The 26,273-nt window shown below is 70.2% G+C and carries 20 protein-coding genes and 3 pseudogenes; 14 read left to right on the plus strand and 9 right to left on the minus strand.

Going from position 1 to position 26,273, the window contains the following annotated elements; all coding sequences use genetic code 11:
- Nucleotides 1–2: 2 nt before the first annotated feature.
- Nucleotides 3–902 carry an NAD(P)-dependent oxidoreductase gene (locus IG62_RS0110985; protein ID WP_051797893.1) on the minus strand — a complete coding sequence of 300 codons (900 nt, stop codon included), beginning with the start codon at nt 900–902 and terminating at the stop codon, nt 3–5.
- Nucleotides 899–1,780: pseudogene (locus IG62_RS41640) on the minus strand (NAD(P)-dependent oxidoreductase). Before IG62_RS41640 ends, IG62_RS0110985 begins: the two are co-directional and overlap by 4 nt.
- A 146-nt stretch (nt 1,781–1,926) precedes the next feature.
- Between IG62_RS41640 and IG62_RS0110995 the strand changes: the two are divergent.
- The 5 genes and pseudogenes from IG62_RS0110995 to IG62_RS41645 all read left to right on the plus strand — a co-directional run.
- Nucleotides 1,927–2,937 (plus strand): GlxA family transcriptional regulator, encoded by a 1,011-nt coding sequence (locus IG62_RS0110995; RefSeq protein WP_420711060.1) that lies wholly within the window; start codon nt 1,927–1,929, stop codon nt 2,935–2,937.
- A gap of 73 nt (nt 2,938–3,010) precedes the next feature.
- Nucleotides 3,011–3,133 (plus strand): hypothetical protein, encoded by a 123-nt coding sequence (locus IG62_RS49500; protein ID WP_267887865.1) that lies wholly within the window; start codon nt 3,011–3,013, stop codon nt 3,131–3,133.
- Nucleotides 3,134–3,421: 288 nt separating this feature from the next.
- Nucleotides 3,422–3,862: a hypothetical protein gene (locus IG62_RS0111010; RefSeq protein WP_030800385.1), complete on the plus strand. Its 441-nt coding sequence runs from the start codon at nt 3,422–3,424 to the stop codon at nt 3,860–3,862.
- Nucleotides 3,863–3,868: 6 nt separating this feature from the next.
- The gene (locus tag IG62_RS0111015) at nt 3,869–4,684 is read left to right on the plus strand and encodes a hypothetical protein (protein WP_030800387.1); all 816 of its coding nucleotides are present in this window, start codon (nt 3,869–3,871) and stop codon (nt 4,682–4,684) included.
- A 346-nt stretch (nt 4,685–5,030) separates the two neighbouring features.
- Nucleotides 5,031–5,285, plus strand: a pseudogene (locus tag IG62_RS41645) (transposase); the annotation flags it as partial.
- Nucleotides 5,286–5,350: 65 nt separating this feature from the next.
- Here IG62_RS41645 and IG62_RS48485 read toward each other — a convergent pair.
- A pseudogene (locus tag IG62_RS48485) lies at nt 5,351–5,497 on the minus strand (phosphatase); the annotation flags it as partial.
- A gap of 547 nt (nt 5,498–6,044) precedes the next feature.
- Here IG62_RS48485 and IG62_RS0111030 point away from each other — a divergent pair.
- The 7 genes from IG62_RS0111030 to IG62_RS0111060 all read left to right on the plus strand — a co-directional run bounded on the left by IG62_RS0111030 (nt 6,045) and on the right by IG62_RS0111060 (nt 17,208).
- Nucleotides 6,045–7,469 carry an FAD-binding oxidoreductase gene (locus IG62_RS0111030; RefSeq protein ID WP_234326391.1) on the plus strand — a complete coding sequence of 475 codons (1,425 nt, stop codon included), beginning with the start codon at nt 6,045–6,047 and terminating at the stop codon, nt 7,467–7,469.
- Nucleotides 7,470–7,757: 288 nt separating this feature from the next.
- The gene (locus IG62_RS0111035) at nt 7,758–8,192 is read left to right on the plus strand and encodes a VOC family protein (RefSeq protein ID WP_030800396.1); all 435 of its coding nucleotides are present in this window, start codon (nt 7,758–7,760) and stop codon (nt 8,190–8,192) included.
- A 1,071-nt stretch (nt 8,193–9,263) separates the two neighbouring features.
- On the plus strand, nt 9,264–10,280 hold the full coding sequence (gene sbnA, locus IG62_RS0111040; protein WP_078871926.1) for a 2,3-diaminopropionate biosynthesis protein SbnA: 1,017 nt from the start codon (nt 9,264–9,266) through the stop codon (nt 10,278–10,280).
- A gap of 38 nt (nt 10,281–10,318) precedes the next feature.
- Nucleotides 10,319–11,320: a 2,3-diaminopropionate biosynthesis protein SbnB gene (gene sbnB, locus IG62_RS0111045; protein WP_030800400.1), complete on the plus strand. Its 1,002-nt coding sequence runs from the start codon at nt 10,319–10,321 to the stop codon at nt 11,318–11,320.
- Nucleotides 11,317–11,526 carry an MbtH family protein gene (locus IG62_RS0111050; RefSeq protein WP_030800403.1) on the plus strand — a complete coding sequence of 70 codons (210 nt, stop codon included), beginning with the start codon at nt 11,317–11,319 and terminating at the stop codon, nt 11,524–11,526. Before sbnB ends, IG62_RS0111050 begins: the two co-directional genes overlap by 4 nt.
- A complete protein-coding gene (locus tag IG62_RS0111055; protein WP_030800406.1) occupies nt 11,523–12,260 on the plus strand; it encodes a thioesterase II family protein in 738 nt (245 codons plus the stop codon). The genes IG62_RS0111050 and IG62_RS0111055 overlap by 4 nt, the downstream gene beginning before the upstream one ends.
- Nucleotides 12,261–12,273: 13 nt before the next feature.
- Nucleotides 12,274–17,208, plus strand: a complete 4,935-nt coding sequence (locus IG62_RS0111060) for a non-ribosomal peptide synthetase (protein ID WP_051797895.1) — start codon at nt 12,274–12,276, stop codon at nt 17,206–17,208.
- A gap of 314 nt (nt 17,209–17,522) precedes the next feature.
- Here IG62_RS0111060 and IG62_RS0111065 read toward each other — a convergent pair whose 3' ends face one another.
- Nucleotides 17,523–18,962: an MFS transporter gene (locus IG62_RS0111065; RefSeq protein WP_324604614.1), complete on the minus strand. Its 1,440-nt coding sequence runs from the start codon at nt 18,960–18,962 to the stop codon at nt 17,523–17,525.
- 9 nt (nt 18,963–18,971) lie between these two features.
- Nucleotides 18,972–20,375: a hypothetical protein gene (locus tag IG62_RS0111070; RefSeq protein WP_051797897.1), complete on the minus strand. Its 1,404-nt coding sequence runs from the start codon at nt 20,373–20,375 to the stop codon at nt 18,972–18,974.
- Between the two features lie 363 nt (nt 20,376–20,738).
- On the opposite strand from IG62_RS0111070, the gene IG62_RS0111075 reads away from it, so the two are divergent.
- Nucleotides 20,739–21,551 (plus strand): phytanoyl-CoA dioxygenase family protein, encoded by an 813-nt coding sequence (locus IG62_RS0111075; RefSeq protein WP_051797899.1) that lies wholly within the window; start codon nt 20,739–20,741, stop codon nt 21,549–21,551.
- Nucleotides 21,552–21,727: 176 nt separating this feature from the next.
- On the opposite strand, the gene IG62_RS47160 is transcribed toward IG62_RS0111075, so the two are convergent.
- Nucleotides 21,728–21,922 carry a hypothetical protein gene (locus tag IG62_RS47160; RefSeq protein ID WP_030800418.1) on the minus strand — a complete coding sequence of 65 codons (195 nt, stop codon included), beginning with the start codon at nt 21,920–21,922 and terminating at the stop codon, nt 21,728–21,730.
- A gap of 134 nt (nt 21,923–22,056) precedes the next feature.
- Between IG62_RS47160 and IG62_RS0111085 the strand changes: the two genes are divergently transcribed.
- Nucleotides 22,057–23,205 carry a GNAT family N-acetyltransferase gene (locus tag IG62_RS0111085; protein WP_030800421.1) on the plus strand — a complete coding sequence of 383 codons (1,149 nt, stop codon included), beginning with the start codon at nt 22,057–22,059 and terminating at the stop codon, nt 23,203–23,205.
- A 28-nt stretch (nt 23,206–23,233) separates the two neighbouring features.
- Here IG62_RS0111085 and IG62_RS50055 read toward each other — a convergent pair whose 3' ends face one another.
- The 3 genes from IG62_RS50055 to IG62_RS0111100 form a co-directional block, all read right to left on the minus strand.
- Nucleotides 23,234–23,905, minus strand: a complete 672-nt coding sequence (locus IG62_RS50055; RefSeq protein WP_030800423.1) for a M20/M25/M40 family metallo-hydrolase — start codon at nt 23,903–23,905, stop codon at nt 23,234–23,236.
- Between the two features lie 58 nt (nt 23,906–23,963).
- The gene (locus IG62_RS43170) at nt 23,964–24,710 is read right to left on the minus strand and encodes a 2OG-Fe dioxygenase family protein (RefSeq protein ID WP_051797901.1); all 747 of its coding nucleotides are present in this window, start codon (nt 24,708–24,710) and stop codon (nt 23,964–23,966) included.
- Nucleotides 24,711–24,865: 155 nt separating this feature from the next.
- On the minus strand, nt 24,866–26,134 hold the full coding sequence (locus IG62_RS0111100; RefSeq protein ID WP_030800428.1) for an ATP-grasp domain-containing protein: 1,269 nt from the start codon (nt 26,132–26,134) through the stop codon (nt 24,866–24,868).
- Nucleotides 26,135–26,273 lie beyond the last annotated feature (139 nt).

Here is a 26,273-nt window from a genome sequence, read left to right on the forward strand (position 1 = left end):
GCTCATGTGCCGCTCCGGAGCAGTTCGGCGACGCGGGCGAGGCTTTCCGAGCCGTGGTCTTCTGCAACTTGACGGCCAATCAGGGATTTGAGGGGGACGAGCGTGGGCGCAGGGATTGCCTGTGTCTGGCTGGCCCGGATGATCGTCTGCAGGCCGGCGGCGTTCATGGCCAGGCTGGACTCGCCGCTGGTGTAGTCGCCACTGTCGATCTCCTCGGCGAACGTGGCCAGCGCGGGGAACGAGTCGGTCAGCCAGGACACCAGCATCGGGGTGAGTTCGGCGGCGCTGATGCCGGCGCCCTTGGCCATCGCCGCGGCATGGAGGAAGCCGCCGAGCATGCCGTACATCCCGGCGAGTACGGCCACGTCGTAGCCCGAGGCGTGGCCGGCGTCGGCGCCGAGGAAGGTGACCTTGCCGAGCAGGTCGAGCGGCGCCCGCCAGCGTCGGTGGGTGTCCGCCGAGCCGCTGTAGGTGATGGATGACTGGGCGGTGCCGATCGTCTGGGGCACGGCGTAGACGGCCCCGTGGAGGTAGTCCGCGTCGCGCTCCGCTGCCCAGGCGGCGAGTTCCCGGGCGTCCTCGGGGCCGCCGGAGGTGAGGTTGACCAGGGCCCGGCCGCGTACGGCGCCGGCTGCGCCGGTGAGCACCTCGCGGGCGGCGGGGGGACCCAGCAGGGCGACGATGACGAGATCGGCGGACGCGATGGCCTCGGCGGCCGTAGCCGCTGCCGTGGCGCCGCGCGCGAGGAGCGGCTCGGCCCTGGCCGGGGAGCGGTTCCAGACGGTCACGGGGCGGCCGTCGCGCAGCAGGGTCCCGACGATCGCCTTGCCGAGGTTGCCGAGGCCGATGACGGTGACGGGGCCTGGGAAGGTGACGGAGGAAGGATCGGGAGCGGTGTTCACTTCGCCTCCGTCGCGGCGAGCACCTTGATGACGCTCGCGAAGCTGTCCGAGCCGTGGCCGGTGGCCTTGGCCCGTTCCATGGTGCACTTCAGGAGTGCGGGCAGCGCGGCGTCCAGGCCGCGGGCGGCGGTGGCGTGGATGAGGTGGTCGATGGTCGCGATCTGCACGTCCACGGTGGCGTCGTCGCCCGGGAAGCGGCCGGTATCCACCTGGCCGGCGTACCGGGTGAGGAAGGTGTTCACTGTGCTCAGCTAGCGGATCGCGACGGGCGTGAACGCCGTGGCCGTGACCTTCTCGGCGCCGACCAGCGCGGTGCCGTGCAGCCAGCCGGTCATGGTGGCCCACATCAGACCCAGCAGGGCGGCGTCGTAGAGGGATGCCAGGCCGGGGTCGGCGTCGAGGTGCAGGGGGTCGCCCAGGGCCGCCAGGGTGGCGCGGTGGGCGTCGAACACCTCGCGTGGGCCGCTGTACAGGAACATCACCTCGGAATTCCCCACGCCCGGCGGGGTCGTCATGATCGCGCCGTCGAGGTAGTCGGCGCCGTGCGAACCGAACCACGCCAGCGCCTCGTGTGCCTGCTCCGGGCTACCGGAGGTGAGGTTGACGACTGTTCGGCCGATGAGGGAGGTGGTGGCGCCGTCCAGGAGGGCGTACAGCGCGTTGTAGTCGATGACGCAGGGGATGACGAGCGGGCTCGCCGCGATCGCGTCCGCGGGGGTCGCGGCGAGGCGTGCGCCCCGGTCGGTGAGCGGCACGGCCTTGTTCGGTGAGCGGTTCCACACGGTCACCGGGTGGCCGCGGTCCAGCAGGGCGGCGGCCAGGGCGGAGCCCATGTTTCCCAGTCCGAGGACGGTCACCGGCTGTGGGGCAGACGTCATGTCAGTTCTCCTTGAACGGTTGATCACCTGGGCACGAGACTCGCAGCGCAGCTCCGAGCCCACCAGTGACACTGGTGACGACTCCCACCAAATTCCTGCCACCCCGTGGCCGTACGATGGCGGCCATGAGCGCCGGTTCCGTTGCCCTGGTGGTGACTGAGGACATCGAGGTCCCGTCCTGGGACCTGTACGAACTGAGCATCCCTGCGACCGTGTTCGGCAAGCCGCAGCCCGATCTCGCCGACCCGTGGTACTACCTGCGGCTGTGCGGGACAGGCGACCGGTCGCCCAACTCCCCCGGCTCACCGGGCGCCGCGCCGGGCTTCGGCCTGCGAACCCCATACGGGCTGGAGGACCTGGTCGGCGCCGACACGGTCATCGTGCCGTCGGTGCCGGACCCCTGTGTCGAGGACGGAGTCCCGCTGCCGCCGCGGCTGATCGAGGCGTTGCGCCGCGCGTACGAGGCAGGCGCCCGGATGGTCTCCCTGTGCACCGGCGCGTTCGCCCTGGCCGAGGCAGGCCTACTCGACGGCCGCCGCGCCACCGCCCACTGGATGCACACCGGCCAACTCGCCGAGCGTTACCCGAAGGTACGGGTGGACGACTCGGTGCTCTACGTGGACGACGGCGACGTGCTCACCAGCGCCGGCATGACCGCCGGGCTCGACCTGTGCCTGCACCTGGTCCGCCGCGACCTCGGCGCGCACGTCGCCAACCAGTTGGCCCGCCGCATGGTGGTGCCCGCCCACCGGCCCGGCGGCCAGGCACAGTTCATCGACCTGTCGGTGCCCGCCACCGACGATGCGGGGCTGGCGCCCGTGCTGGAGTGGGCGCAGGCGCACCTCGACCAGCCGCTGACGATCGAGGACCTGGCCCGGCGAGCCGCCGTGAGCCCCCGCACCTTCTACCGGCGGCTGCGGCAGGCGACCGGGACGACGCGCCTGCAGTGGCTGCTCAACCAGCGGCTCGGCAGGGCCCAGAGCCTGCTGGAGTCAACGGCCCTGCCGGTCGAACGGATCGCGCAACTCAGCGGCCTCGGCACGGCGAACAACCTCCGCCACCACTTCCTCAAGCACATCGCCATCTCCCCTGCCGACTACCGCCGCGCCTTCCCTCACCAGTCGCCCGAAGGAAAGGTCACCAACCCGTCGTCGTAGGTACAAGGCCGGCCCGCACCAGCACGACCGCTTCTCGTACGCACTCTTCGTCGACAGCAGCCTCAGCGAGACCATGGTTGCCGGCCTCTTCCGTTACGAACCGGGAACCGGCCCGAGACTGGAGGCGAAGTCCGACACCTTCCGCACTGACCTCCTCGGCAACACCCACCAGCAGCACACCACCGGCCAGTACTGAAACCGCGGCCCATCCCCTCTTCCCGACCGGTGGCCCTGTTGCTCCGACTCGGCCGTGGTGAGCTCGACGTCGATCGTCCGCTTCGTAGGTGGGCGGCAAGGCTTCGAGGTACGCGTCGTGATGACCACCCTCCTGAAGCGCGAGGCGACGGTCCGTGTCCGTCAGTCGTGTCTCAGCTTCGACCTGCGCGTTTAACCGTTATATATCGGCCTGCGGCATGCTCTCGCCTGGATCATGCTCGGCCGTCACCACAGGTAGCGCATCAGGGGACTGCAGAAGGAGGAGCAGATGTCGACCGCCGCTGAGCCGAAGGTCACCGTCCTCGCCCCCAACACGGGGAGGACCATTCCCAACAGGGACAGCTGGGCGGTCAAGCCGCTCACCAAGGGAAAGACGGACTATCCCTTCCCGGTGGAGTGGGGAGACGGGACGCTGCACCACAAGATCTCGAAGGAGAAGCTGAACTCCGTCGCCGAGCAGATCGCGCTGCTCTACAACTCCCAGACACCGGCGCTGCGGAACGCCGTCCGCGCGTTCTGGGCGCTTTGCTGGCAGCTTGCTGGTCCGGCGGTGACGGCGGCGGTGGTCGATGCGGAGCCGAAGATCAGTCCGTACCGGCTGCTGTGGAACCTGCCGCTCAACGTCTCGCTGGGCCCGCCCAGCCCGGCCACCGACCCCGGGCAAGCCTTCGACCCGGACACCGAGCCGGTCCTCAACACGCCGGGGTAGCGGCGGATGGATGCCGTCAGCGCCGCCCTGAAGGAGTTGGAGGACGCCTGGGATGTGGCCAGCAACCTCAACAACGGGCAGGGCGACTTCACGAGCCCCGCGCTCTGGAACCGGCTCACCGCCCTGCTCACCAATGCGAAAGCGGCGGCCGACGCGGCGACCCGTGGCGACCGGATCCTCTACCCGCCGAAGCAGGAGCAGTGGCTCTACGACGAAGTGACCAGGCAGCACCTGCGCAAGGGCATGACCGACTACGTGGGCGCGGTGGCGGGGCAGCGGCTCTTCCAGCAGGCCCGGCTGAACGCCCCCGCACTCGCCGTCCCCGCGCATCCCGCGAATATCGCGGCCACCGGGCAAGCGAACGCCAACCACCAGAACGCACCGGTGACGCTGACCCTCAACATCACCGACGAGGTCGCGCACCACGTCTGCCTGCGGCACACCTTCACCTACTTCGACTTCCACCTCCGCACCCGCGCGATCAACACGATGTGGCCGAACATGGCCACCTTCGCGAACGTCACGGCCCTCGCGGGCCAACTGGCCCCGCACATCGCGCAGCTGTGCCTGGACCACCAGATCTCCGTCGCCGACGACGACCCGGTGAGGTGGCCCGGCGACGACATCGAGCTCACCAACCAGCCGGCGGGACAGCACTGCGTCTACTTCGTCGTCTCGATCGAAGACGTGCAGCCCACGGCGGCCGGCGGCCACCACGTCCTCGCCGAGGCCAAGACCTTCGCCCCGAGCGGTGCCAGCGGCCCCGGCTTCATGCGTCAGGAGCTGGAGACCATCGGCAGGGCCCTCGGCATCCTGCAATAGCGGCCTGAGGCCGGCCGGCCCTTTCCACGGCTTGGCCGGTCCCTCGACGAGAGGAACCAGGCACCGAGACCCAAGGCACCGCGCCCAGACCGAGGACGCCGTCGACCGGGGGCATGCCGGCCCAGCACCACGCGGCCCGTAGCTTGCGCCGCATGCCCAGGACGCGCTGCTCATTGCCAGCGTGCTGTCACTCCCTGCGGCGCCCTGCGGCCGCAGGACGGCAGTTGGGCCCTTGGCGGCGCCTGATCCGGGGGCGAGGTCTATCAGGCGTCTGGATCAGCAACTTCGGGCCGCGGAGGGGGTCTTGGCGTTGGTGGCTCTGTTCACGGGCGCGTCATCCGACGGCACCCTCTTGGGCGTCGACCGCCGCAAGAAGGCTGCCGCGAACCCCCTGGCCCCACTGAAGTCGATCCGAGGCCGCCCGCCCGACGGCGCTCCGATCTACCTCATCCTGGACAACCTGGCCGCCCACAAAAGCGCCGACATCCGTCGCTGGGCGAAGAAGAACAAGGTCAACCTGTGCTTCACCCCTACCTACGCGTCCTGGGCCAACCCGATCGAGGCTCACTTCGGACCGCTGCGGCAGTTAACCGTCGCCAACTTCGGGTCATGTCCACGACCCGATCGCAGCTCGACCCACCCGGGGAAACCCATGCGGCCACAGCACTAGCTTCGGCTGCGCATCATCGACATCAGCAGCAGCTGGGTCTCGTCGTCGGCGGCAACCACAAGCCCACGACCTGCCTCACCAATGGGGGCACCGTCGATCCCAGTGACGACGCAGCCAGCAGCCCGGCACATAGCGATGCCGGCCCCGAGTGGGAATAAGAGCCCAAACGCATCCCGGCGGGGCACGGCCTGCTCGTGTCGGGCGCTGGTGCGGGGCGGCTTCTTGCCTCGATGGCCGGGCTGAGGGACACACCGCGCTCGGCATCATGGTTTCCGATCGGCGAGTCCGGCCATTGATCCCGCTGCGTACGGTCGTCGAAGCCCAGGGCCTCCGTACGCAGAACACCCTTCCCATCGAGGCGAGGGAGCAATAGACGTCATCCACACAGGTCAGAGCTCGGGAGCCCCGCCGTGCAGGGAGCCCGATGACATCGACCCCCGAGACCAAGTCTCGGGGGCCGATCGAGCATCCGCAGGGTCTGTCCCCGTATCGGTAAGGAGGGCGCCCAGGTGGTCAGAGGCCGGGGGGCACCCAAGGCAGCTACCAGGTCCGGTCCTTCAAACCGCAGTAGTAAGGGCGCGACCGGCTGCGTGTCTGATCGACTGGAGGGGGTCATTACTGCGTGTTAGCGTGAGAATATCCACGCCAAATGGGCGCGCTCATCGGCTTTCCTCGATTGCTGCAGAGGACTTGATCGCTGCAGAGGAGATGGTGACCATGGCGCGGGCGCCGTTGTTCCATGCGTCCCGGGAAGCACCGCAGGCCATTGGCCCCTCCAAGGCCAAGGTGGACTGGGACGGGCTGCGGCAGCGGATGCAGGGACCGTTGCTGCGGCCGGGAGATCCCGGGTTCGAGGACGCCCGGAAGCTGTTCAACCCGCTCAATGACGACCACATCCCCGCGGCCGTGGCACAGTGCGAGTCGGCCGAGGACGTCCGTCAGGGGGTGTTGGCGGCCGCGAACCGGGTGCCGCTGGCCGCCAGGAGCGGTGGACACTCCTACGTCGGCTATTCGGCGCCGCGCGGCGGTCTCGTCCTTGACCTGCGGCGTATGGCGACGGTGTCGGTCCAGGCGGACGGCACCGCGGCGGTGGGCGCCGGTGCGTCGCTGCGGGACGTCTACAGCGGGCTCGGCCGGGCGAACCGCTGCCTGCCTGGGGGGTCCTGCTTCACGGTCGGCATCTCGGGGGTGGCTCTGGGGGGCGGGATCGGCGTACTGCAGAGGAAGTTCGGGCTCACCTGTGACCATCTGGTGGAGGCAGAGGTCATCACCGCTGACGGGCGGACGCTCATGGCCTCCGCCACTCGCACCCCCGACCTGTTCTGGGCGCTGCGCGGAGGCGGCGGAGGCAACTTCGGGGTCGTCACGCGGTTCACCTTCACGACCGATCCGGCTCCGCCGCTGACCGTGTTCGTGCTCGGATTCCCGGCGGGAAAGGTACCGGTGACCGAGGTGATGACGGCGTGGCAACCGTGGATCGCCGGGGCACCTCGGGAGTTGTGGGCCAACCTCAATGTGTCGGGTGGCAGCGATCCAAGCTGTCGGGTGGCCGGCTGCTTCGTCGGGCCGCGCAGTGCCTGCACTCCACTGCTGGACAGCCTCGTCGCGCGTGCCGATGTCCAGCCCAACCGCCGTACGGTGGAGGCACGGGACTACTTCGACGCCATGCGCTTCTTCTCCGGCCGGCCCGACCGGGAGTCGTTCGTCGCCTCGTCGCGGGTACTCACGGCGCCCACCGCTGATCCGGGTGGCGTGGTCGCCCTGCTCGCCGGCCACAGCGGCATGTCGCTCATCCTCGATGCCCTCGGTGGCGCGGTGGCCGACGTCGACGTCCAGCAGACCGCCTTCCCGCACCGCACCGCTTTCGCCACGGCCCAGATCTACGCGACGGCCACGGCTGCCTCCGAAGCCGAAGTGACGCGCAGTGTCGGACAGGTGGTGAAGGGGCTGGCGGACCTCGGTTTCAGCGGCGGCTATGTCAATTACATCGACCCGGACCTGCCTGACTGGGGGAGGTCCTACTACGGCCCGAACCTGGAACGTCTGCGCTCCGTCGCGCACGACTACGATCCGGACCGGGTCTTCGACTTCGCGCAGAGCCTGTCCCGGGCGTAAGCGAACCATCCCGAGCGAACACCCCCAGGCGAACGGTCTCTTCCTGTGCCTTCGCCCACCGTCTGCATCGTCTCGTGCTCGCACCCAGTGACTACACGGTCGGATGGTTGGTCAGGCCCGAATCCTGGGGAGCACCGGTGGGCTCCGCCATCAAGGTCCCGTCGTTCTCGCGGATTGTCCGGTTTGATCACTTGGTATCCACGGTGGCCCAGGGGCCGACGGGATGCGGGTGAATCTCCCGGGGGAAATGAGCGGCAGAGTCCCAAGTCCCCTTGGTACGGTGCACCGATGTCAGCGATCAAGAAGTTCCAAGTCACCTTTGACTGCGCAGAACCGGAGCGTCTCGCTCGTTTCTGGTGCGAGGTGTTGGGTTACGTTGTACCGCCGCCACCAGAGGGGTTTGCCACTTGGGATGATTTCAAGCGTTCGCAGCCACCTGAGCAGCGGGATTCATGGTTCGCCTGCATGGATCCCTCAGGCGTGGGCCCGCGACTGTTCTTCCAGCGCGTCCCCGAAGGGAAGGCCGTCAAGAACCGGGTGCACCTTGATGTGCGGGTCGGCACTGGACTCGTAGGTGAAGAACGCCTCGCCGCACTTGAAGCCGAATGCACACGACTGGTCCGGCTCGGCGCGGTGCACGTACGAACGCTGTATGCCGATGAGGAAAACGAGTCGTGCATCCCGATGCTGGACATCGAGGGCAACGAGTTCTGTATCGACTGAGCGTACGGGGCGGGAGTCATCCCGTAGGGGCGAGGTTGTGCAGCCGGGCGTTGCCGAGCATGGCCATCATTGCGGTGGCCCGACGGGGCGTCGCGGGCGGGCTCCCACACGGCAGGCACCCGTCCCCCAACCCTGATAAACGCACCCGCGGGATCCGGGTCGAGGGTCGGCCGGAACTGATGGCCGGCGCCCCCCGCACTCGTCACTACCTCGCCACGAGCCACAAGCCACGAGCCACTGAGAACTACGGTGTGGGGATGGCGATTGTTGAGATTGTGGCACGTGTGCGAGTCAGTAGCGGGCGTCCTGTTGAGCGGTTGGCATGTCATCCGCGGCTTCCCCTGGTCGCTGGACTGGACTCGGAACGTCCGGCAGTCCACGTCTGGGACTGCGAGGCAGGGCAGCTGCGCGAACTCGTTTCTGTCCGCGCCGAGTCGAGTGTTTACAGTGATGCCGTCGGTTGGGACCGCCCGCGAGCGAGGGACATCGCTGACCGTGAGGAAGTGCGTGAGCACCAGGCCCTCGGCCGGTGCAGGAAGGTCGTCGGCTGTGGCGCCGGCAGACGTGACATCGGACATATGTCGAGCGTATGGCGCGCATGGCCGTGCGGCATTCTCAGCCGGTGCGCCTCTTCACCTGGGAAGTGCCTGCGGCCGGTGCGGGAACAAGGGCCTCGACAATCCTCATTCTCGCTGTCAGAGGCATTTTCTGCTGACATGGTCACGTACGGGACACCGAGCCGCGTGAAAGGCGACGGCGCCAGAGGGCCACGGCTCTACGACGGGGCCGCCATCCGGCAGCGCTGGACGCTTCCCCGCCGCAGTATCGCCAAACCCGATGAGGTCGCCTGCTTTCCCCCCTCCTCCACCGCCGCATCGGCTGCTCCCTGCACATCACCCTTGCCATGTCTGCCCTCGCTGGAAGTTGCGCACCGACGTCCTCCCGCATGGACAGAGCATGCGGTGAACCGGTCACGATGAACAGCCCCTCCCCCACCCCGACAGGCCTTTGTCGCACCGCACTTGAGTCGCGGTTGAGCCGCCTCGATCGACCCCGTGCCACACTCGGCCCATGCTCCACAGGCGTGCTGATCAATTTCTGAGCGAACGGACAAAGCAAATCCGCCGGGGCCTCACGGGAACCCCGCTGATTCCTCTGGCGGACGAGCAGTGCGACATCGTCGCCAAGCTGGAATTCTGCAATCCCGCCGGAAGTACCAAAGACCGTTCGGCACTGTGGATTCTGGAACAGGCAATCGGTCGCGGCGAGATAGCGCACGACACCACGGTGGTCGAGTCGTCGTCCGGCAATTTCGCGCTGGCCCTGGCTTTCTACTGCCGAATGCTCGGCATCTCGTTCGTCCCGGTCATCGATCCGAACTGCAACGAGGCCACCGAGGCCCAACTCCGGCAGCTGTGCGGACGGGTGGAGAAGGTTTCCCTCCGTGATGCGGCAGGCAGCTACCTGAAGACCCGGCTGTCCCGGGTGCAGGAACTGCTGGTCGAACTCGACTCGGCCTATTGGCCCAACCAGTACGCCAATCCGGATGCCCGCGACGCGCATTACCGCTTCACCGCGGGCGAGTTGATCGAGCAGGCCGGCCCGCTCGACTACCTCTTCGTCGGCGTGGGCACCGGCGGCACGATCGCCGGGCTCTCCCACCGGATCAAGGAAACGTACCCGGGCTGCGTGGTCGTCGCGGTCGACACCGAAGGCTCGGTGATCTTCGGAGGCCCGCCGAAGAAGCGGTGCATCCCCGGCATCGGCTCCAGCATCGTGCCGCCGCTGTGCGGTCAGGCGCTGATCGACCAGGTCGAGATCGTCTCCGAAGTGCGCGCCGTCGAGGCCTGCGGCGCCCTGGTTGCCAAGTACGGCTTGTACGCGGGAGGTTCGACCGGCAGCACCTATGCCGCCGTCCAGGACTACTTCGCTCGTCACCGTCCCGGCGCACACCGTCCCCGGGTCGCCTTCATCGCCGCCGACCGCGGCCATGCCTACGCCCGGACCGTCTACGACCCCGCGTGGGTCCAGCAGCTGCGCGCGGAAGCGGTACAGCCCGCCGGCGTCGAAGTCCTGGCCGTCAACTGAAGGAGAACCACCCCGTGTCCACCCTGGCCCCACCGCCCATGACCGTGATCGGCGCGGGCGACGTCGCCGCCGAGACGGACCGTCACCGTCCGGAGCTCATCGAGGTCGTCCGTGCCGCCTACCTCGCGCATGACGCCGGACAGAGCTCGAACCCGCACAGCTCGTTCCTGCACTTCCCGCACCAGAACCGGTCGCGCATCATCTCCCTGCCCGCCTACCTGGGCGGCGAGTTCGAGGTCGCCGGCAACAAGTGGATCGCCAGCTTTCCGGACAACACCCGGCACGGAATCCCCCGCGCCTCGGCCACGCTGATCCTCAACGACTGCGTCACCGGCTATCCGTTCGCCTGCATGGAGTCCTCGATCGTCTCGGCGACGCGGACCGCGGCCTCCGCGGTGCTCGGCGCGCAGACGCTGCTCGGCGCGCGACGTGCCCGCCGGGTCGGCATCGTGGGCACGGGTCTGATCGCGCAGCACGTTTGGCGGTTCCTGCGTGATCTCGACTGGGAGATCGACGGCTTCCGGCTCTTCGACCTCGACCCGGCGACAGCGGGCCGCTTCGGCGCCGTCATGGCCGCGCACACCGAGGCCGAGATCGTGGTCGCTGACACGGTGGAGGACGCGTTCACCGACTGCGACCTGGTGGTGCTGACCACCGTGGCCGGCGAACCGCACCTGCACGATCCCCGGCTGCTGGACCACAACCCGGTGGTTCTGCACCTGTCCCTGCGCGACCTCGCCCCCGAGATGATCCTCGCCGCCCAGAACGTCACCGACGACGTCGACCACGCCGTACGCGAGCACACCTCGCTGCACCTGACCGAACAGCGCACCGGCGACCGGGACTTCATCGACGGCACCCTCGGCGACCTGCTGCGCGGGCGGCTGCGCCGGGACCCCGGACGCCCGGCGGTCTTCTCGCCGTTCGGGCTCGGCGTACTCGACCTCGCCGTCGGCAAATGGGTGCACGACCGGGTCGTCGCCGCGGGCCGGGGCCGCCGCGAGAGCGACTTCTTCACCGGGGTGGGGTCCGACGCATGAGCGCCTCATCCACCCCGCGCCCCGCCGAGGACCGGTACGTCGTCGTGGTGAACCACGAGGAGCAGTACTCGGTGTGGTTCGCCGATCGTGCCCTGCCCGCCGGCTGGACCGCCACCGGCGCGCAGGGCACCCGCCAGGAGTGCCTGGACCACATCGAGCAGGTGTGGACCGACCTGACCCCACGCTCCGTGCGAGCGTCACGATGACCGCCGCTGACCTCGCAGCGGCCTGGCTGCGCGGGCTCGGCAGCCGTGCACGCACCGCGCAGTGCCGCCTGTTCGTCTTCCCGCACGCCGGAGCCGGCGCCTCCGCCTACCGGCTGGCAGCGTACGTGCCGGACACCGTCGAAGTCTGTACGGTCCAGTTGCCCGGCCGGGAGACCCGGTTCTCCGAACCGGCCCTGACGTCCCTGGACGAGGCCGTGGCCGCGCTCGCGCCGCTCGTCGCGGACCACACGGACCTGCCGTACGCCTTCTTCGGGCACAGCATGGGCTCCCTGATCGCCTTCGAGACGGCCCGGCGGCTACGTGCACTCGGCACGCGCCTGCCTGACCGCCTGTTCCTGTCGGGCATGCGCGCCCCCGGTCTGCCGGACCGCGATCCGCGGCACACGCTGCCGGACGACAAGCTGCTCGCCACAGCCGAATTCGACGGCGTGGACCCCGAGTTGCAGGAACTGCTGCTGCCGCTGCTGCGTGCGGACCTGACGCTGTGCGAGACGTACACGCACCGGGCCGAGGCACCCCTGCCCTGTCCCCTGACCGTTCTGGCCGGCTCGGACGACGACAGCGTCGACGGGACGGAGCTCGCCGACTGGCGCAAGCACACCTCGGCCGACTTCGCACTGCACCTGTTCCCGGGCGCCCCCCACCTGTATGTCCGCGGCTCGGAACGACAGCTGGCGGAGACGATCACGCGCACCTTCCCCGCACGGGGCTGAGAAAGGATCGTTCATGGCGCCGACCACCCTGGTCGCACTGTGGGAGCAGCAGGCAGCCGCGACACCCGACGCGGTCGCCGTCGTCGCGGGAGCACACCGCGCCACCTACGCCGACGTGGACCGCCGGGCCACGGCACTCGCCGCCGAGCTGCAGGCACGCGGCATCGGGCCGGAGCACCTGGTCGGCGTCTGTCTCGGCCGCTCGGTCGAGATGGTCGTGGCCCTGCTCGGCATCCTGAAGTCGGGCGCCGCGTACCTGCCCCTCGACCCGAGCTACCCGGCCGACCGGTTGCGGCACATGACCACCGACTCCGGGGCCGGGCTGTGGCTGTGCGACGCGGACCACCACGCGCAGGCCCTGGCGTCCGGCGTGGCCGACGTCCTGCTGGTCGGGGACCTTCCCGCGGAACCGGCCGCACCGGTGGCCCCGGTGGTACACCCGCACCACCTGGCTTACGTCATCTACACCTCCGGTTCGACCGGCCTGCCCAAGGGCGTGGCCGTCGACCACGCGGCGCTCGCCTCGTTCCTGCGGAGTGTGGCCGAACGCCCCGGCCTCGGGGTGGACGACCGGGTCCTCGCGCTGACCCCGCTGTCGTTCGACATCTCGATACTGGAGCTGTTCCTGCCGCTGACCCGGGGAGCGACGGTGGTGATGGCCCCGCGCGCCGCCAACACCGACCCCGAGCTGCTGGCCGCCACCCTCTCCGAGGCGGGTGTGAGCGTCGTCCAGGCAACCCCCACCACCTGGCGGATGCTGCTGGCGTCCGGCTGGACGGACGGGCACGGCCGGGTACTGCTGTCGGGCGGTGAGCCACTCGATCCGCAGCTGGCCCGGGACCTGCTCGCCACCGGCGGCACCCTGTGGAACCTGTACGGGCCGACCGAGGCGACGGTGTGGGCCACCGCCGCCCGCATCGACGCCGTGGCCGACCGGGTCACGGTCGGCACGGCCCTGTCCAACACCCGGCTGCACGTCGTCGACGAGGACGGGCGGGAGGTCGGCCCAGGAGTCACCGGCGAGCTGTGGATCGGCGGCGCGGGCGTGGCACGCGGCTACCTCAACCGGCCCGCGCTGACCGCCGACCGGTTCGTGCCCGACCCGTTCGGGGACGCCTCCGGGCGCCTGTACCGCACCGGCGACCTCGCCCGGTGGTCCGCCGAGGGCATGCTGGAGGTGCTGGGGCGCAACGATCACCAGGTCAAGGTGCGCGGCTTCCGCATCGAGCTCGGCGAGATCGAGGCCTGTGTGCGCAGCCACCCCCTCGTCACGGACGCGGTGGTGCTCGTAGACCGCGAGGCAGCCGGCGGCGAGCAGTTGGTGGCGTACCTCGTGCCCGCGCACGACGCGCGGAACGTATCCGAGGACCTGCCCCGCCAGGTCCGTGACCACCTCGCGCAGCGGCTGCCCGCCCACATGGTGGCCCAGGGCTACGCGGTGCTCGACGCCCTGCCCCGCACCCCCGCGGGCAAGGCCGACCGCGGCGCCGTGCGGCGAATCCCGCACAGCCCGGTCCGGGCGAGCGGGCCGATGCCCGACGACGCCCCGCTGCCGCCGCACACCGCGGCGGTGTGCCGCGTGTGGGCCGAGGTGCTCGGGCTCGACGACGTGTCCCCGTACGACGACTTCTTCGGCCTGGGTGGCCAGTCGCTCACCGCGGTACGAGCCGTGGCCCGGCTGCGTGCGGAGCTCGGCGTGCCGGTCGACGCCCGGTCGGTCTTCGCCCATCCGACACCCGCCAGGCTCGCCGCCGCCCTGGACGGCGTGGCGCCCTCGGACGAGAAGCCGATCCCCGCGGCCGCGAGCGCCGAACTCTCCTTCGGCCAGGAGCGGATCTGGTTCTTCGAGCAGCTGAACGACTCGGTGCCCGCCTACCACCTGCCGGTCGCCCTGGGCCTGCCCGGCGGGCGCGTCGACCTGACGCTGCTGCAGGACTGCCTGTCCGCGCTGGTGCAACGGCACCCGGCGCTGCGCACGGCCCTCGTCGCCGTCGCCGGCCGGGGCCGCCCCGAACTGCGCGAGCCGGGACCGGTGCCGCTGCGCCGCACCGAGGTCGCCGAGGAGGACCTGGACGCGCTGGTGACCGAGCTGATCCGCGCCCCCTTCGCCCTCGACCGCCCACCGCTGCTGCGCGCGGACGTGCTGCGCACCCCGAGCCGCGACATCACGTTGTTGACGATCCATCACATCGCGTGCGACGGCGCATCGGTCGACCTGCTGGTGCGGGAACTGGGCGAGCTCTACACCGAGCTCGCCGCCGGCCGCCGCCCCGCCCCGGCACCGCTGCCCGTGACGTACGCCGACTACGCGGCCTGGCAGCGCGAGCGACTCACCGGCGCCGAGCTGGAGCGGCTGGTCGACCACTGGCGCACCCGGCTGTCCGGCGTGCCCGTCCTGGAGCTGCCGACCAGCCGCCCGCGGCCGGCCGTCGCGAGCCACCGCGGCCGCCGCGAACTGCTGCGTGTCCCGGCCGACTTGGCGCACCGGCTGCGCACGCTGTGCCGGTCCGAGGGCGTGACCCTGTTCATGGGCCTGCTGGCCCCTTTGCAGGTGCTGCTCGGCCGGTACGCCGACGAGAGCGATGTCGCCGTCGGCACCCTGACAGGCGGCCGGCCGCGCCCCGAACTGGACGACGTGGTCGGATACTTCGTGAACACCATCGTCCTGCGCACCGACCTGTCCGGCGACCCGACCTGGCGCGAGCTGCTGGGCCGCGTCCGCGAGGTCGCGCGGCAGGCGTACGCGCACCAGGAGCTGCCCTTCGAGAAGCTGGTGGCGCGGCTGAGCCCGGAGCGCGACCTGAGCCGCAACCCGCTCTTCCAGGTGCTGTTCGCCCTGCACGAGGAGCCCAGGGCCGGTCACCTCACCGAGCTGTACGACCGCAAGGAGCTGGAGGGACGGCTCGGCACCGCCCGCTTCGACCTCGCCTTCGACCTGACGGACCACGCCGCCGGGGCCGGTGATCTCAGCATCTCCGTCGAGTACGCCACCGACCTGTTCGACGCGGACTTCGTCCGGGGCCTCGGCCGGCACTTCCTGGGGGTGATCGAGCAGATGGTGTCCGGCGCCACGGCCCACCTGTCCGAGCTGGAGATCGTCTCGGCCGATGAGTTGCGCGCCCTCGCCCTCGGCAACCGGGCCGAGCCGCTGCCCGAGCCGACCACCCTGGTCCGCCTGTGGGACCGCCAGGTGCGGGCCGCCCCGGACGCGGTCTGCGTGGTGGGCGACGGCCGGTCGCTGACGTTCGCCGAGACCGACGCGCGGGCCTCGGCCCTGGCCCGGGAGCTGCGGGCCGGGGGCGTGCGCCCGGAAAGCCTGGTCGGTGTCTGCCTGGAGCGCTCGGTGGAGCTGGTGGTCGCCCTGCTGGGCGTGCTGAAGGCGGGCGGCGCCTATGTCCCGCTCGACCCCGGCTACCCGGCGGACCGGCTGCAGTACCTGCTGGCCGACTCGGGCGTACGCCTGGTCGTCGCGGACCCGGGGCACCCCACCTCGGCCCCGTTCGGCGACGGCGTGCGGCTGGTGGCGGTGGACCAGGAAGCCGGGGCGGACCCCGGGCCGGCCGAGGAGGCACAACCGCACCACCTCGCCTACGTGATCTACACGTCCGGCTCGACCGGCAACCCCAAGGGCGTCGCGATCACCCACGCCAACATCACCGGGTTCCTGGAGTGGAACCAGCGGCTGTGCCGGCTCACCGGGCGGGACCGGGCCCTGCTCAACCACTCGGTGGCGTTCGACAACTCGGTCTGGGAGATCTTCCAGTGCCTGGTGTCCGGCGCCGAACTGCACCTGGCGAGCCCCACCGCCGCCTACGACCCCGAGGAGTTCCTGCGGGAGGTCGCCGAGCGCGGCATCACCACGCTCAACGCGACGCCCTCGCAGATGCGGATCCTGCTGGAGTCCGGTACGGATCCCGCTCCCCGACTCGCCTCCGTACGCCTGGTGTTCACCGGCGCCGAGGCCGTGCCGCACGACGTGGCCCGCCGCATCCTGGCCTCCACCGCGCCGGGATGCCAGGTCTTCAACGAGTACGGGCCCACCGAAGCGACCGTCACCTCGGCGTTCTGCCCGATCACCGAGGAGCTGCTCGACCGGCACAGCCACCTCCCGAGCGTCCCGTTCGGCCGGGCGACCGACAACGCGCACCTCTACGTACTGGACCCGCAGCTGCGCCCGGTCGCCCCGGGCTGTCGCGGCGAGCTGTACGTCGGCGGCAGCGCGGTCGGCCGCGGCTATCTCGGCAGGCCGGCCCGCACGGCCGCGGCGTACCTGCCCGACCCGTACGCCGCGGAGCCCGGCGCCCGTATGTACGCCACGGGCGACGTGGTCCGGCTGCTGCCCGACGGAAATCTGGTCTTCCTCGGCCGCAACGACCACCAGGTCAAGGTGCGCGGCTTCCGCATCGAGCTCGGCGAGATCGAGTCCGCACTCCAGAGCCACCCCGCCTTGGCCGACTGCGTGGTGGCCGTGCGCCGCAGCCGCGCCGGTGTGGACCAGCTGGCGGCCTACCTGATCCCCGAGCACCCCGGCCGACCCGCCCCGGACCCGGCGGAACTGCGCGCCCACCTGGCGGAGCAACTGCCGCCGTACATGCTGCCGCAGAGCTACACCGTGATCGGCGAGATCCCCCTCACCCCGAACGGCAAGGTCGACCGGGACGCACTGCCCGACCCACGCCCGGTGTCCGCCCCGGCCCCCGCCACCCGCCGGGCCGTCACCAAGCAGCAGCTCCTCGTCGCCGAAGTGTGGCGGGAGTGCCTGGGCGTCGAGGATGACTTCGGGCCGCAGGACGTCTTCTTCGACGTCGGCGGCACCTCGTTGACCATCACCACGGTCGCGGGCCGGCTCGGCGAGCGACTCGGGCGCCGGGTCTCGCCGGCCCTGGTCTTCAGAAACCCCACCGTCGCGGGCCTCGCCGAGGCACTGGAGGCGGACACACAGCGATGAGCAGCCCCAACAGACCGAACGTCGTCCTGGTCGACGCCTACCCGTCGAGTCACGCACCGGCGTAGGCGTTCATGAGCCGCGGCTGCGCCGTCGTCCGCGTACAGAGCACGGCGACGTCAAGGCGGCGGGACTGCGCGGCGCGCGGCAACTGCTCGACGAGTACGTCGGATCGCTGAGGGACTTCCCTCTATGTGCGCCATCGGTGCTCCGGCGCCCGGAGTGGAGGGACATGGCAAACGCCGACCGCCGCCCGGTGTGCTGCCGGGTGGCGGTCGGCGTTGAGCGCGGTGCGCGCTCAACAGGCGCGGGAAGGCTCAGCCGACGGGGTCGCCGTCGAGGTGCTCCACGGGGGCGACGGCCCCGGCCGGTGCGGCCTCGCTCGTGCCCGCGGGCCGCCGGTCGAGCCCGAGGGCCAGCGGTACGGCCAGCACGCTGATCGCGGTGAGGAACACCCAGGGCAGCGCCGCACCGCCCTCCAACAGCGCGGTGAGCAGCGCCGGGGCGACCGCACTACCGACCGACCAGGACAACTGGTAGACGGCCAGATAGCGGCCCCGCAGATGCTCGGGCGCCATCACCACGCTCAGTTCGCTGGTCGGCGGCGAGCTGAGGATCTCGGCCACGGTGTAGAGCACCATCGCGATCAGCAGCCCGGCGATCACCGCCCAGCCGGGCAGCACGAGCAGCATGCCGAAGACGACGAACGCCGCCGCGTTGAGCAGCAGGGCCAGCACCAGCACCGTCACCGGCCTGCGGGCCTCGATCCACCGGCTGGCGAGCGTCTGGAGCAGCGCGACCATGGCCGTGTTCAGCACGATCAGCACGCCGACGATCCAGGAGCCGACATCGAGGTTGTCCGCCGCGTAGACGGCGAGCAGCACCGTGATCACCGTGGAGGCGAAGACGAAGGAGATGTTCGTCGCGACCAGCCGCAGATACCGAGTGTCCTTCAGCACGGTGCGGTAACCGCCCGAGGGTTCTCCGGTGGTTTCGCCCGTCGTCTGCTCCAGCTCGGCGGGTATCGGCCCGGCGGGTATCAGCCCGGCGGGTATCGGCTCGGCGGACTTCGGATCCGCGGGCTTCGACTCCACGGGCTCCGGCACCGCGGGCCCGGCGGCGGCCGCCTCGCTCGTGTCCGCGCCCCGCAAGGTGATCACCAGCCAGCCTGCGACGGCGAAGGTGACCACGTTGATCACCATGACAGCCCGCAGCCCGGCGACCGTTCCGATGCTCAGGGCCACCGCGGACGCGGCGCCGCCGAAACCGACGCCGACATTGCGCAGGGCACGGACGAAGCCGAACCAGCGGGCCCGCTCGACGCCCCGGGCGACCAGCACGGTGAGCGGACTGCTGCCCATCCAGAAGGCGGTGGAACCCAGCTGCACCACGAACTGCCACAGCACGATCTGCCAGGCCGCGTGCGAGAACAGGAAACCGATGAATCCGGCCACCGAAACCCAGTTGCCCGCAGCGACCACGGTGCGCGGACCGTATGTGTCCAACAGGCGCCCGATGAAGAGCGGAAAGGGCAGGACGAGCAGCTGGCCGGCGGTCAGCGCGGCGCCGACGGCGACCAGCGACAGCGACGTCGTCTTCACGAAGAAGACGACGATGAACGCCGTCACCAACCCGTTTCCCAGGCTGTCGATCAGATTGGCCGTGACGAATCGGCCTTTTCCCGCGAGATCCGGCAGACCCCAGGCCGACTGAATCCGCCGCCAAGCCGAAGGCGCCGACGAATGCTGCGGCATCATGACTTCTCTTTACTTCGCTGCATCGGCCGGCGATTCGCCCACGGCAGGCACTTCGCCCCAGACGGGCAGCTCGCTCTGATGGAAGACGGCTGCGCTGCGCGCCCTGGCGTGCGACAGGACGGAGATGATGCCGCCCGAACCGGCCGGCACCAGCTTGCCAAATACTCCTGCACAACCTTGCGGGGTGTAGAACATGCCATAGGCCGCATGCCATTCCGCGGTTTCCCCGGATACCGGGTCCACCACAAGCTCAGGCCGGGGGATCACTCTCTGTTGGACGACACATCCTTCGGCGGCGGAGTTCTCCAGAGCCCGCCGCCACGTGGCGTCGTCCGTTTCCCAGCCCACCACGGCGCCGACTCCGCCGCCGCGCGCGTTGACCTTCAGGATCAACTGATCGCGCCGCTCCAGGCATTCGTCGAAGAGGTCGGTGTCGGTCTTGAGCGCGTCAGTGTTGATCAGCCGGGTCCAGGGCAGCACCCGGTCGATGAGCCGGCACTCGTCCTCGGTGAAGTTGCGCCGCCACGCCGGGTCCGAAAGCAGCGCCATACAGGCCTTGTTGGCGAGCATGTTGCTGGAAAGCGGCGTCCACAGCAGCGTCCCGCCCGCCCGGTGTGCACGCAGCAGGGGCGCGACCAGGTCCCAGCCGTCGGGTTCCTCGGCGATCTGGTCCGGGACGAAGGCGCGGTAGACCACGTCGATCTTCGTGTCCCCGAGGTAGAGCGCCCCGCCGCGTTCGTGCACGTCGGAGACCTCGGCCATCCGGATGTCGAGGCCCGCCCAGCGCAGTGCGGACAGGTCGTTGAGCCAGGCGGCGCCGTAGTCCGCCAGACCGCCACGCCATTCCAGCAGGGCCACCACCGGCTCGCGCCCGGGTGCCACCCGGGCGCCGAAGCGGCGCAGCGCCTCCACCGCGGCGCGAGCGGGATGCACGTAACCAAGCCGATTCCGGCGCGCGAAGGCGGCAAAGGCGTCGACCTCCATCGTCGCCCGGGAGATTTCACCCGCGAGGCCCCAGCCGCCAGCCTCGCTCCCCAGATTGAACTCAAGGAGTTTGAATGAGGTGCCGTCGTGATACATGTCGGCCCGGCCATAGTGGGGTGGCAGTACGTCACCCAACTGCCGTATCGCTTCCCAGTGGCCGTCGCTGATGCCCAGCACCGAGCGAAATGCTTCCAGATCACCGCCGAACATCCGGTCCGGCAAGGAAAGAAGTATTTTGAGGAGGTGTTGCAGGTCATCGCCGAAATCGCGAGTCTCACGCTCGTCGACGAAGAGGGGCCTGGCCAAATACTCGCCATGCCACGGTGCGAGCGTCGGGAAGTTCTTGACGTGCTGGGCGACCGTTGGCAAGTCGCTGCCCGGTGTGCTGAACTCCTCGTTGTACTGGGCCGTTACCCGCTCCGCCGACATGAAGTCTCCGCTCTTGCTCGATGGCGACTGGGCCCCTCGGCCCGCAGGGTTCATTGTTTCACCCCGATCTTCGGTGCGACTCAATTGCGGCTCAATTGCCGGTCAACGGCCCCTGTGGGCACGGACGATCTGTGTTAACACTAGAATGCCTGAACACCTGGACGGAATGGTTCAGCCAGGTGGGAGCGTCACGCCCGACATCGACTCGATTGCGGTCTCGGCTGACCCTCGCCTCGGTGGCAGAGGGGCTGCACCGCCCGCAGCCGCTGCGTCGGCGGTCAGTAACTCAGCCTCGGCGGCGGCCACTTCATGAGCTGAAGAATGCTCCGTCAACTCCCCCTCACTTTCAGGAGTAGCATCAGCATGCGACTGAACCAAATCCAAGTCGACGAATACCGCTCCAACGGATTCTTGCTGCTGGAATCCCTGCTGAACCAGCGAGAAGTGGAAGCACTGCGCTCCGCTTTCGAGCGTGACAGCGCGATCCCCGGCCCGCAGGTCGTCACCGAGGAAGGCGGGACGGAGGTCCGCGCGGTGTACTCCTCACACCAGCGGCAACCGGAGTACGCCAGGCTCATCCGCGACCCGCGCCTTCTGCGCCCCGTCCAGCAACTGCTCAGCAACGACGTCTACATCTACCAGTTCAAGATCAATGCCAAGTCTGCCTTCGGCGGCGACAAGTGGGCCTGGCACCAGGACTACCTCGCCTGGCGCCTCGCTGACGGCCTGCCCGCCCCTCGGCAGATCAACGTCGGTGTCTTCCTGGACGACGTGACCGAGTTCAACGGGCCGGTCATTTTCCTGCCCGGATCCCACCGCAATGGGCTGGTCCGCGAGGGCCGGGAAGACTCCGCCAAGTCGGACCAGCACCTGGACCCCGATGACATCTCGCTGACCCCGCGGCAGCTCGCCCAGCTCGTCAGCCGCCACGGAATGTCCGGCCCCAAGGGCCCTGCCGGCTCCATAGTGTTCTTCTCGCCGGAGATCGTGCACGGTTCGGCGCCCAACATGTCCCCGTTCACCCGCCGGCTGCTCATCGCGACCTACAACGACGCGGCCAATCTGCCGCAACCGTCCGGCCCGGCCCGCCCCGCCCACGTGGTGTGCCGGGACACCGAGCCGCTGCGCGCCCTGGACGTGCCGTTCTCGGAGAACCTTGAGACGGTGACGGCATGACGGCCGGCACCGCGCACGCCCTCGTACTACAGGAGTGCATCGCACCGCCGCGACTGCGAACCTTCGGCTTGCCACCGGCCCGCGACGGCGGCAGGCTCGTCGCCTGCGGGTTCAGCGGCGTCTCTGGCACCGCTATGCGCTTGCGCTAGGGCCGGCCGGCCACGACCGGCTGGCCTTCACCCAACCGCTGTGCGGCAGGCCGCCCTGGAGTCGCTGCTCAGACCGATGCGGGCGGGGCCCGCGGCGAATCCGTACGACCCGGCGAGCCCGCCCGCCCCGCCGCGGGTGCCCTGGCCGTCCAGCCCCGTCCGGCCGGCCTGGGGCAGATCGACCGGGTGATCGCCACCCTGGTCAGCGACGGCCTCACCCACAGCCGGAGCGTCACCCGCATCAACCGCACGCCGCACACCGTCAGTTATCACCTACGCAAGATGTTCGGCACACTCAGCGTCCGATCGCGCAGCGAATTCGCGGGCACGGTCAGGCAGAGACCATGGGAGGCGCCATGACCGCCACGACGGACACTTTCGCCGACGCGATCGGCGGACTCGGGGACACCGAGTGGGACCGGCTCGCCGACGGCAGGTTCTACTCGTCGGCGCTGTGGCTGCGGGTATGCGCCCTCGACCCCGGGTCGGTCTCCGGCGGACTGCACGTGAAGACCCCGGGCGGCGGCCGCGCCGCGATCCCGGTGGCGGCGGTGACCGACGAGCCCACCCCGGACCTGCGGTGGCACGACATGCTGGCCGCGCGCGGCCTGCCGGCGCCCGAGCCGGGCGGCCTGCTCATCGGCCAGCGCCGCGGCTACCTGGCGCACCTCCTGACCGGCGAGGGAACCGATCGGACCGAGGCCGCCGCCGCGGTGCTCGACGCGGTCCGCGCGCTGCGCTCACCCCTGCACGAGGAGTCGAAGATCGCCCGGGTGGCGATGTACCTGACCACCGAGGACGTGGGGGCGCTGCGCGCGGCGGGGGTGCGGACCGCCCCGGTCGCGTTGAAGACCGACGCCTGGATCGAGATCCCGCCCGGCGGCTTCCACGCCTGGCTGGACTCACTGTCGGCGCACCGGGCCCGCCGCATCCGCAGCGAGATACGGAAGTTCGAGAAGGCCGGATACGAGGTGGAGCACCGAACGCTCGCCGAGTCCTGGCAGGACGTCGCCCGGCTGCTGGCCCGTTCGCTGCTGCGCTATGGCAGAACTGTCGACGTGGCCCCGATGGCAGAGTCCTTCCGCAAGCAGGGGGAACTCGCCGGTTCGCGCGCCGAAGTGGTGCTGTGCTCGCGCCCCGGCGAACCGCCCGTCGGCTTCTGCCTGTACTACCGTTGCGGCGACACCGTGCACCTGCGGGGGCTCGGCCTCGATCACGACCGACTCGCCTCGGCCGCCGAGTACTTCAACATCACCTACTACATGGCGGCGCGGCTCCCGGGAGTGCGCCGGATCCACGCGGGCACCGAGACCGCGGAAGGAAAGGCACTGCGCGGCGCGACGCTCCAGCCACTGTGGCTGCTGGACCTGTCCGAGGACAGCCCGCTGGCCGGGCACGACGAGGAGATCCGCGAGCACAACCGCGCCCTGCTCACCCACCTGCGCGACTCCTCGCCCGCGATTTCCGGCGCCCTGATGTACGAGCTCTGGGAGCCGTACTGCTGAGGCCAACTGCCGCCGTCGTGGAGCGCGCCTACGGGACGGCTTGCCGCGGGCCGGGCGGGCGGACCTTGATGCTGCACCGCGGGCTGGTACGCGACGACGAGCACCAGCCCCGCACCTCCGGGTCGCGGGTGTATTGGGCGATGACCGCGGTGATACTGCGCCGGCTGACCGGGGTGGCCACGCCGTCCCGGCGCGCCGCATGACCGGCGATCAGCTCACCCTCGGCGCACTGCCGGCACGGCCGGAGGAGGGCGAACAGCGTCGAAGCCGGCGGGCAGCCGGCAGGACACCTCGGCGATGGCCTCGTGGATGTCGCCGCCGAGGCGGACCAGCAAGGGCAGTGCCTGGTCGAACAGCGCCAGGCCGCCGTGCCGGAAGTTCCAGCCCCCTTGTAGCCGACGCCCACGCAGGACGAGCCGCTGGGTTCCCCGATCACCACGGCGTCCGGCCGCATCCGGTCGGCCAGGTAGCAGGCGCCCGCCGAGTAGTGTTCCTCTTCGACGGCGCCGACCACGACGATGCGGGCCCGGCACACGTCGGACCGGGCGAATCGCGCGGCGGCGCAGATCATGGCCGCCGGCGGGCCCTTGGCGTCGACCGTGCCCCGGCCGTGCAGCACGCCGTCGATCGAGGTCCGGAAGCCGAGTGCGGGCATGCGTTCGGCCAGGAAGTCGCCGAGGGTGTTCTCGGAGCTCGGCACCTATGGGATGCGCACCATGACGTGCAGCCGCTCCGCCTCGTTCGCCCGGTCCATAGGCTCAGACCGCCGGGTTGAAGTCGACCTGGAGCATGTCGCGCACGCCCGAGGCGCCCTCGGAGACGGTCGGCGAGACCTCGTGGGTGATCCTGTTGTCGTCGAAGAACATGGAGTCGAGCGGCTGGAGCAGGGTGGTCTGCACGATGCCGCTGCCGTCGTTGGGGTGGACGGTGGACAGGCCGCCGGTGACGCCCTCGCGGCGCATCAGGTGCAAACCGACGCAGGAATGGCCGTCGCGGTGGCGGCCCTCGGGGGTGGGCAGGCCATCGGCGCCGGCGCGGGCGACGACGCGGACCAGGTGAACCCCGACCGTCCACGAGGTGTTGCCGTTGACCGCGGTCGCCATCCGGGCGTCGAAGCTGACCAGGGCGCGCATGCCGGCGCCGAGCAGGACGTCCTCGGCTATCGGCTCGAAGACCCGGTCCTTGCCCTTCCAGAGCGGGATGGCGTCCTGGCGGAAGACGGCGTTGGGCAGGACCTCGAAGGTGACGGCGTCGCCGTCGACGTCGACGCGCAGCCGGCCGTAGCGGCGCTCGCGGTAGACGCCGACGCCGTCGACCTGGGTGTCGACCGGCAGGTTCTCCCAGGCGCCGCGGAGTTCCTCAAGGTCGGCGTCGCCGATCAGCCCGGCGAGCTCCGGTTTGCGCAGGACGACGAAGCCGGTGCGGCGGACCTGCTCCGAGAAGGTGGGCACGCCGTCACGGAGCTGTGGTGCGGTGGTCAGCGTGGTGCTGGTGCTGTCGGTCATGGTGTTTCCCCTTTGCACGGGTGTCCCGGCGGGGCCGGCGTTTCCGGCCGGGCCGGGTGCGGTTGATGTCGGGTGCGACCGATGGTCCGGTCACGCCCGGTGACGACGGTCGCCACGGGCAGATCGGCAGAGGCGTTGTGTGTCGTGGCGGGTGCTCACTCCTGCTCCTCGTACTCGACGTGCAGCGTCCGGGCGAGGTGGTCGAGGTACGCCTCGGCCTCCGCGTCCGACGCGTGGTGGGAGAGCACGACCGCCGGGTTTCCGGACCAGTCCGGGTAGGGGCGCAGCACTGCGCCGGGGCCCGCGGTCTGCACCACGTAGTCCACCTGCGGGTCGGTACGCACCGCGTCCAAGCCGCGTATCTGCTTGACCCGTCCGCCGCTGCCGATCGGCACCAGGTACGCCGCCGCGTGGCCGGCCGGTGCCGGCCCCTCACGCCAGCAGATGGGCTCCTGCCCGAGGTGGATGCGCAGTGCCTCAGCAGCCAGGTCGATCCCGCTGCTGACGTGGGCGAGGTGGTGCATATTGCCCCCGCCGCCGAGGCGCGCGGTCATCTCCAGCAGCACCGGCCGCACCCCGCCGACCAGCCGCAGTTCGGTGTGCGTGGTGCCTTCCGTGACGCCGAAGGCGTGGTGGGCACCGATCACCTCCGCCTCGATCGCGGCGAGTATCTCGGCCGGCAGCTGGGCGGGGGCCCGCAATGTGGTCTCCTCGAAGTAGGGCCCCGTCAGCTGTCCCTTCCAGCTGACGGCACAGACCCTTACCTGCCCGTGGTACACGAGGGATTCGGCGGAGATCTCCGGCCCGTCCAGGTACTCCTCGACCAGCACACCGGTGTCCGAGTCCGGTCCGTGGGCGGCGCCCAGGTGGGTTTCGACGAGCTTCCAGGTACGGGCCACGGCCTGCTCAAGGCTGTCCCTGTCGTCCGCACGGATCACACCGAAACTGGAGTGGCCGTTCGCCGGTTTGACCACGACGGGGAACCGCAAGGTCAGCGCGTCGGTCCAGCTGTCCGGATCCTTGACGACCACGAAGCCGGGCACGCCCAGCCCCGCTTCCAGCAGGCGCTGGCGCATGCTGCGCTTGTCGCGCACCACGGCCGCCGCCTCCTCGGTCAGCCCGGTGAGGCCCAGCTCCCGAGCGGCGCGCGCCACGAACGGTATGACCCTTTCGTTGCCCGACATGATGCCGTCGAAGGGCTCTTGCCGGTAGCGGTCGGCGAGCGCGGACAACGCACCGTCCGGGTCTCCGTCGATGTCCAGCGGCAGCAGTTCGACCACCGCGTTGGCCCGCCCGGCGGACTCCGCCGAGTCGTCCCCCCTGGGGATGAGGATCAGGTCGATACCGGCACGCTCGGCGGCATCGAACACCCAGGGGAACACGGACAACTGACCGGCGAGGACAAGTTTCGGGCGTTGCGGCATGACGGTTCTCCAAGCATCGGCTGTAGGGACGGGTCCGGGCAAGGCGCGCCGGCCGGTACGGTCCTGCGTGCGATCACCCTGGCGATCAGGGAGCCGCAGAACACCCCGGTGGCGTACGTCTCCAGGTTTCGCGTGAATT

This window comes from Streptomyces sp. NRRL S-337 (genome assembly GCF_000720175.1).
GTDB classification, from domain to species: domain Bacteria; phylum Actinomycetota; class Actinomycetes; order Streptomycetales; family Streptomycetaceae; genus Streptomyces; species Streptomyces siderophoricus.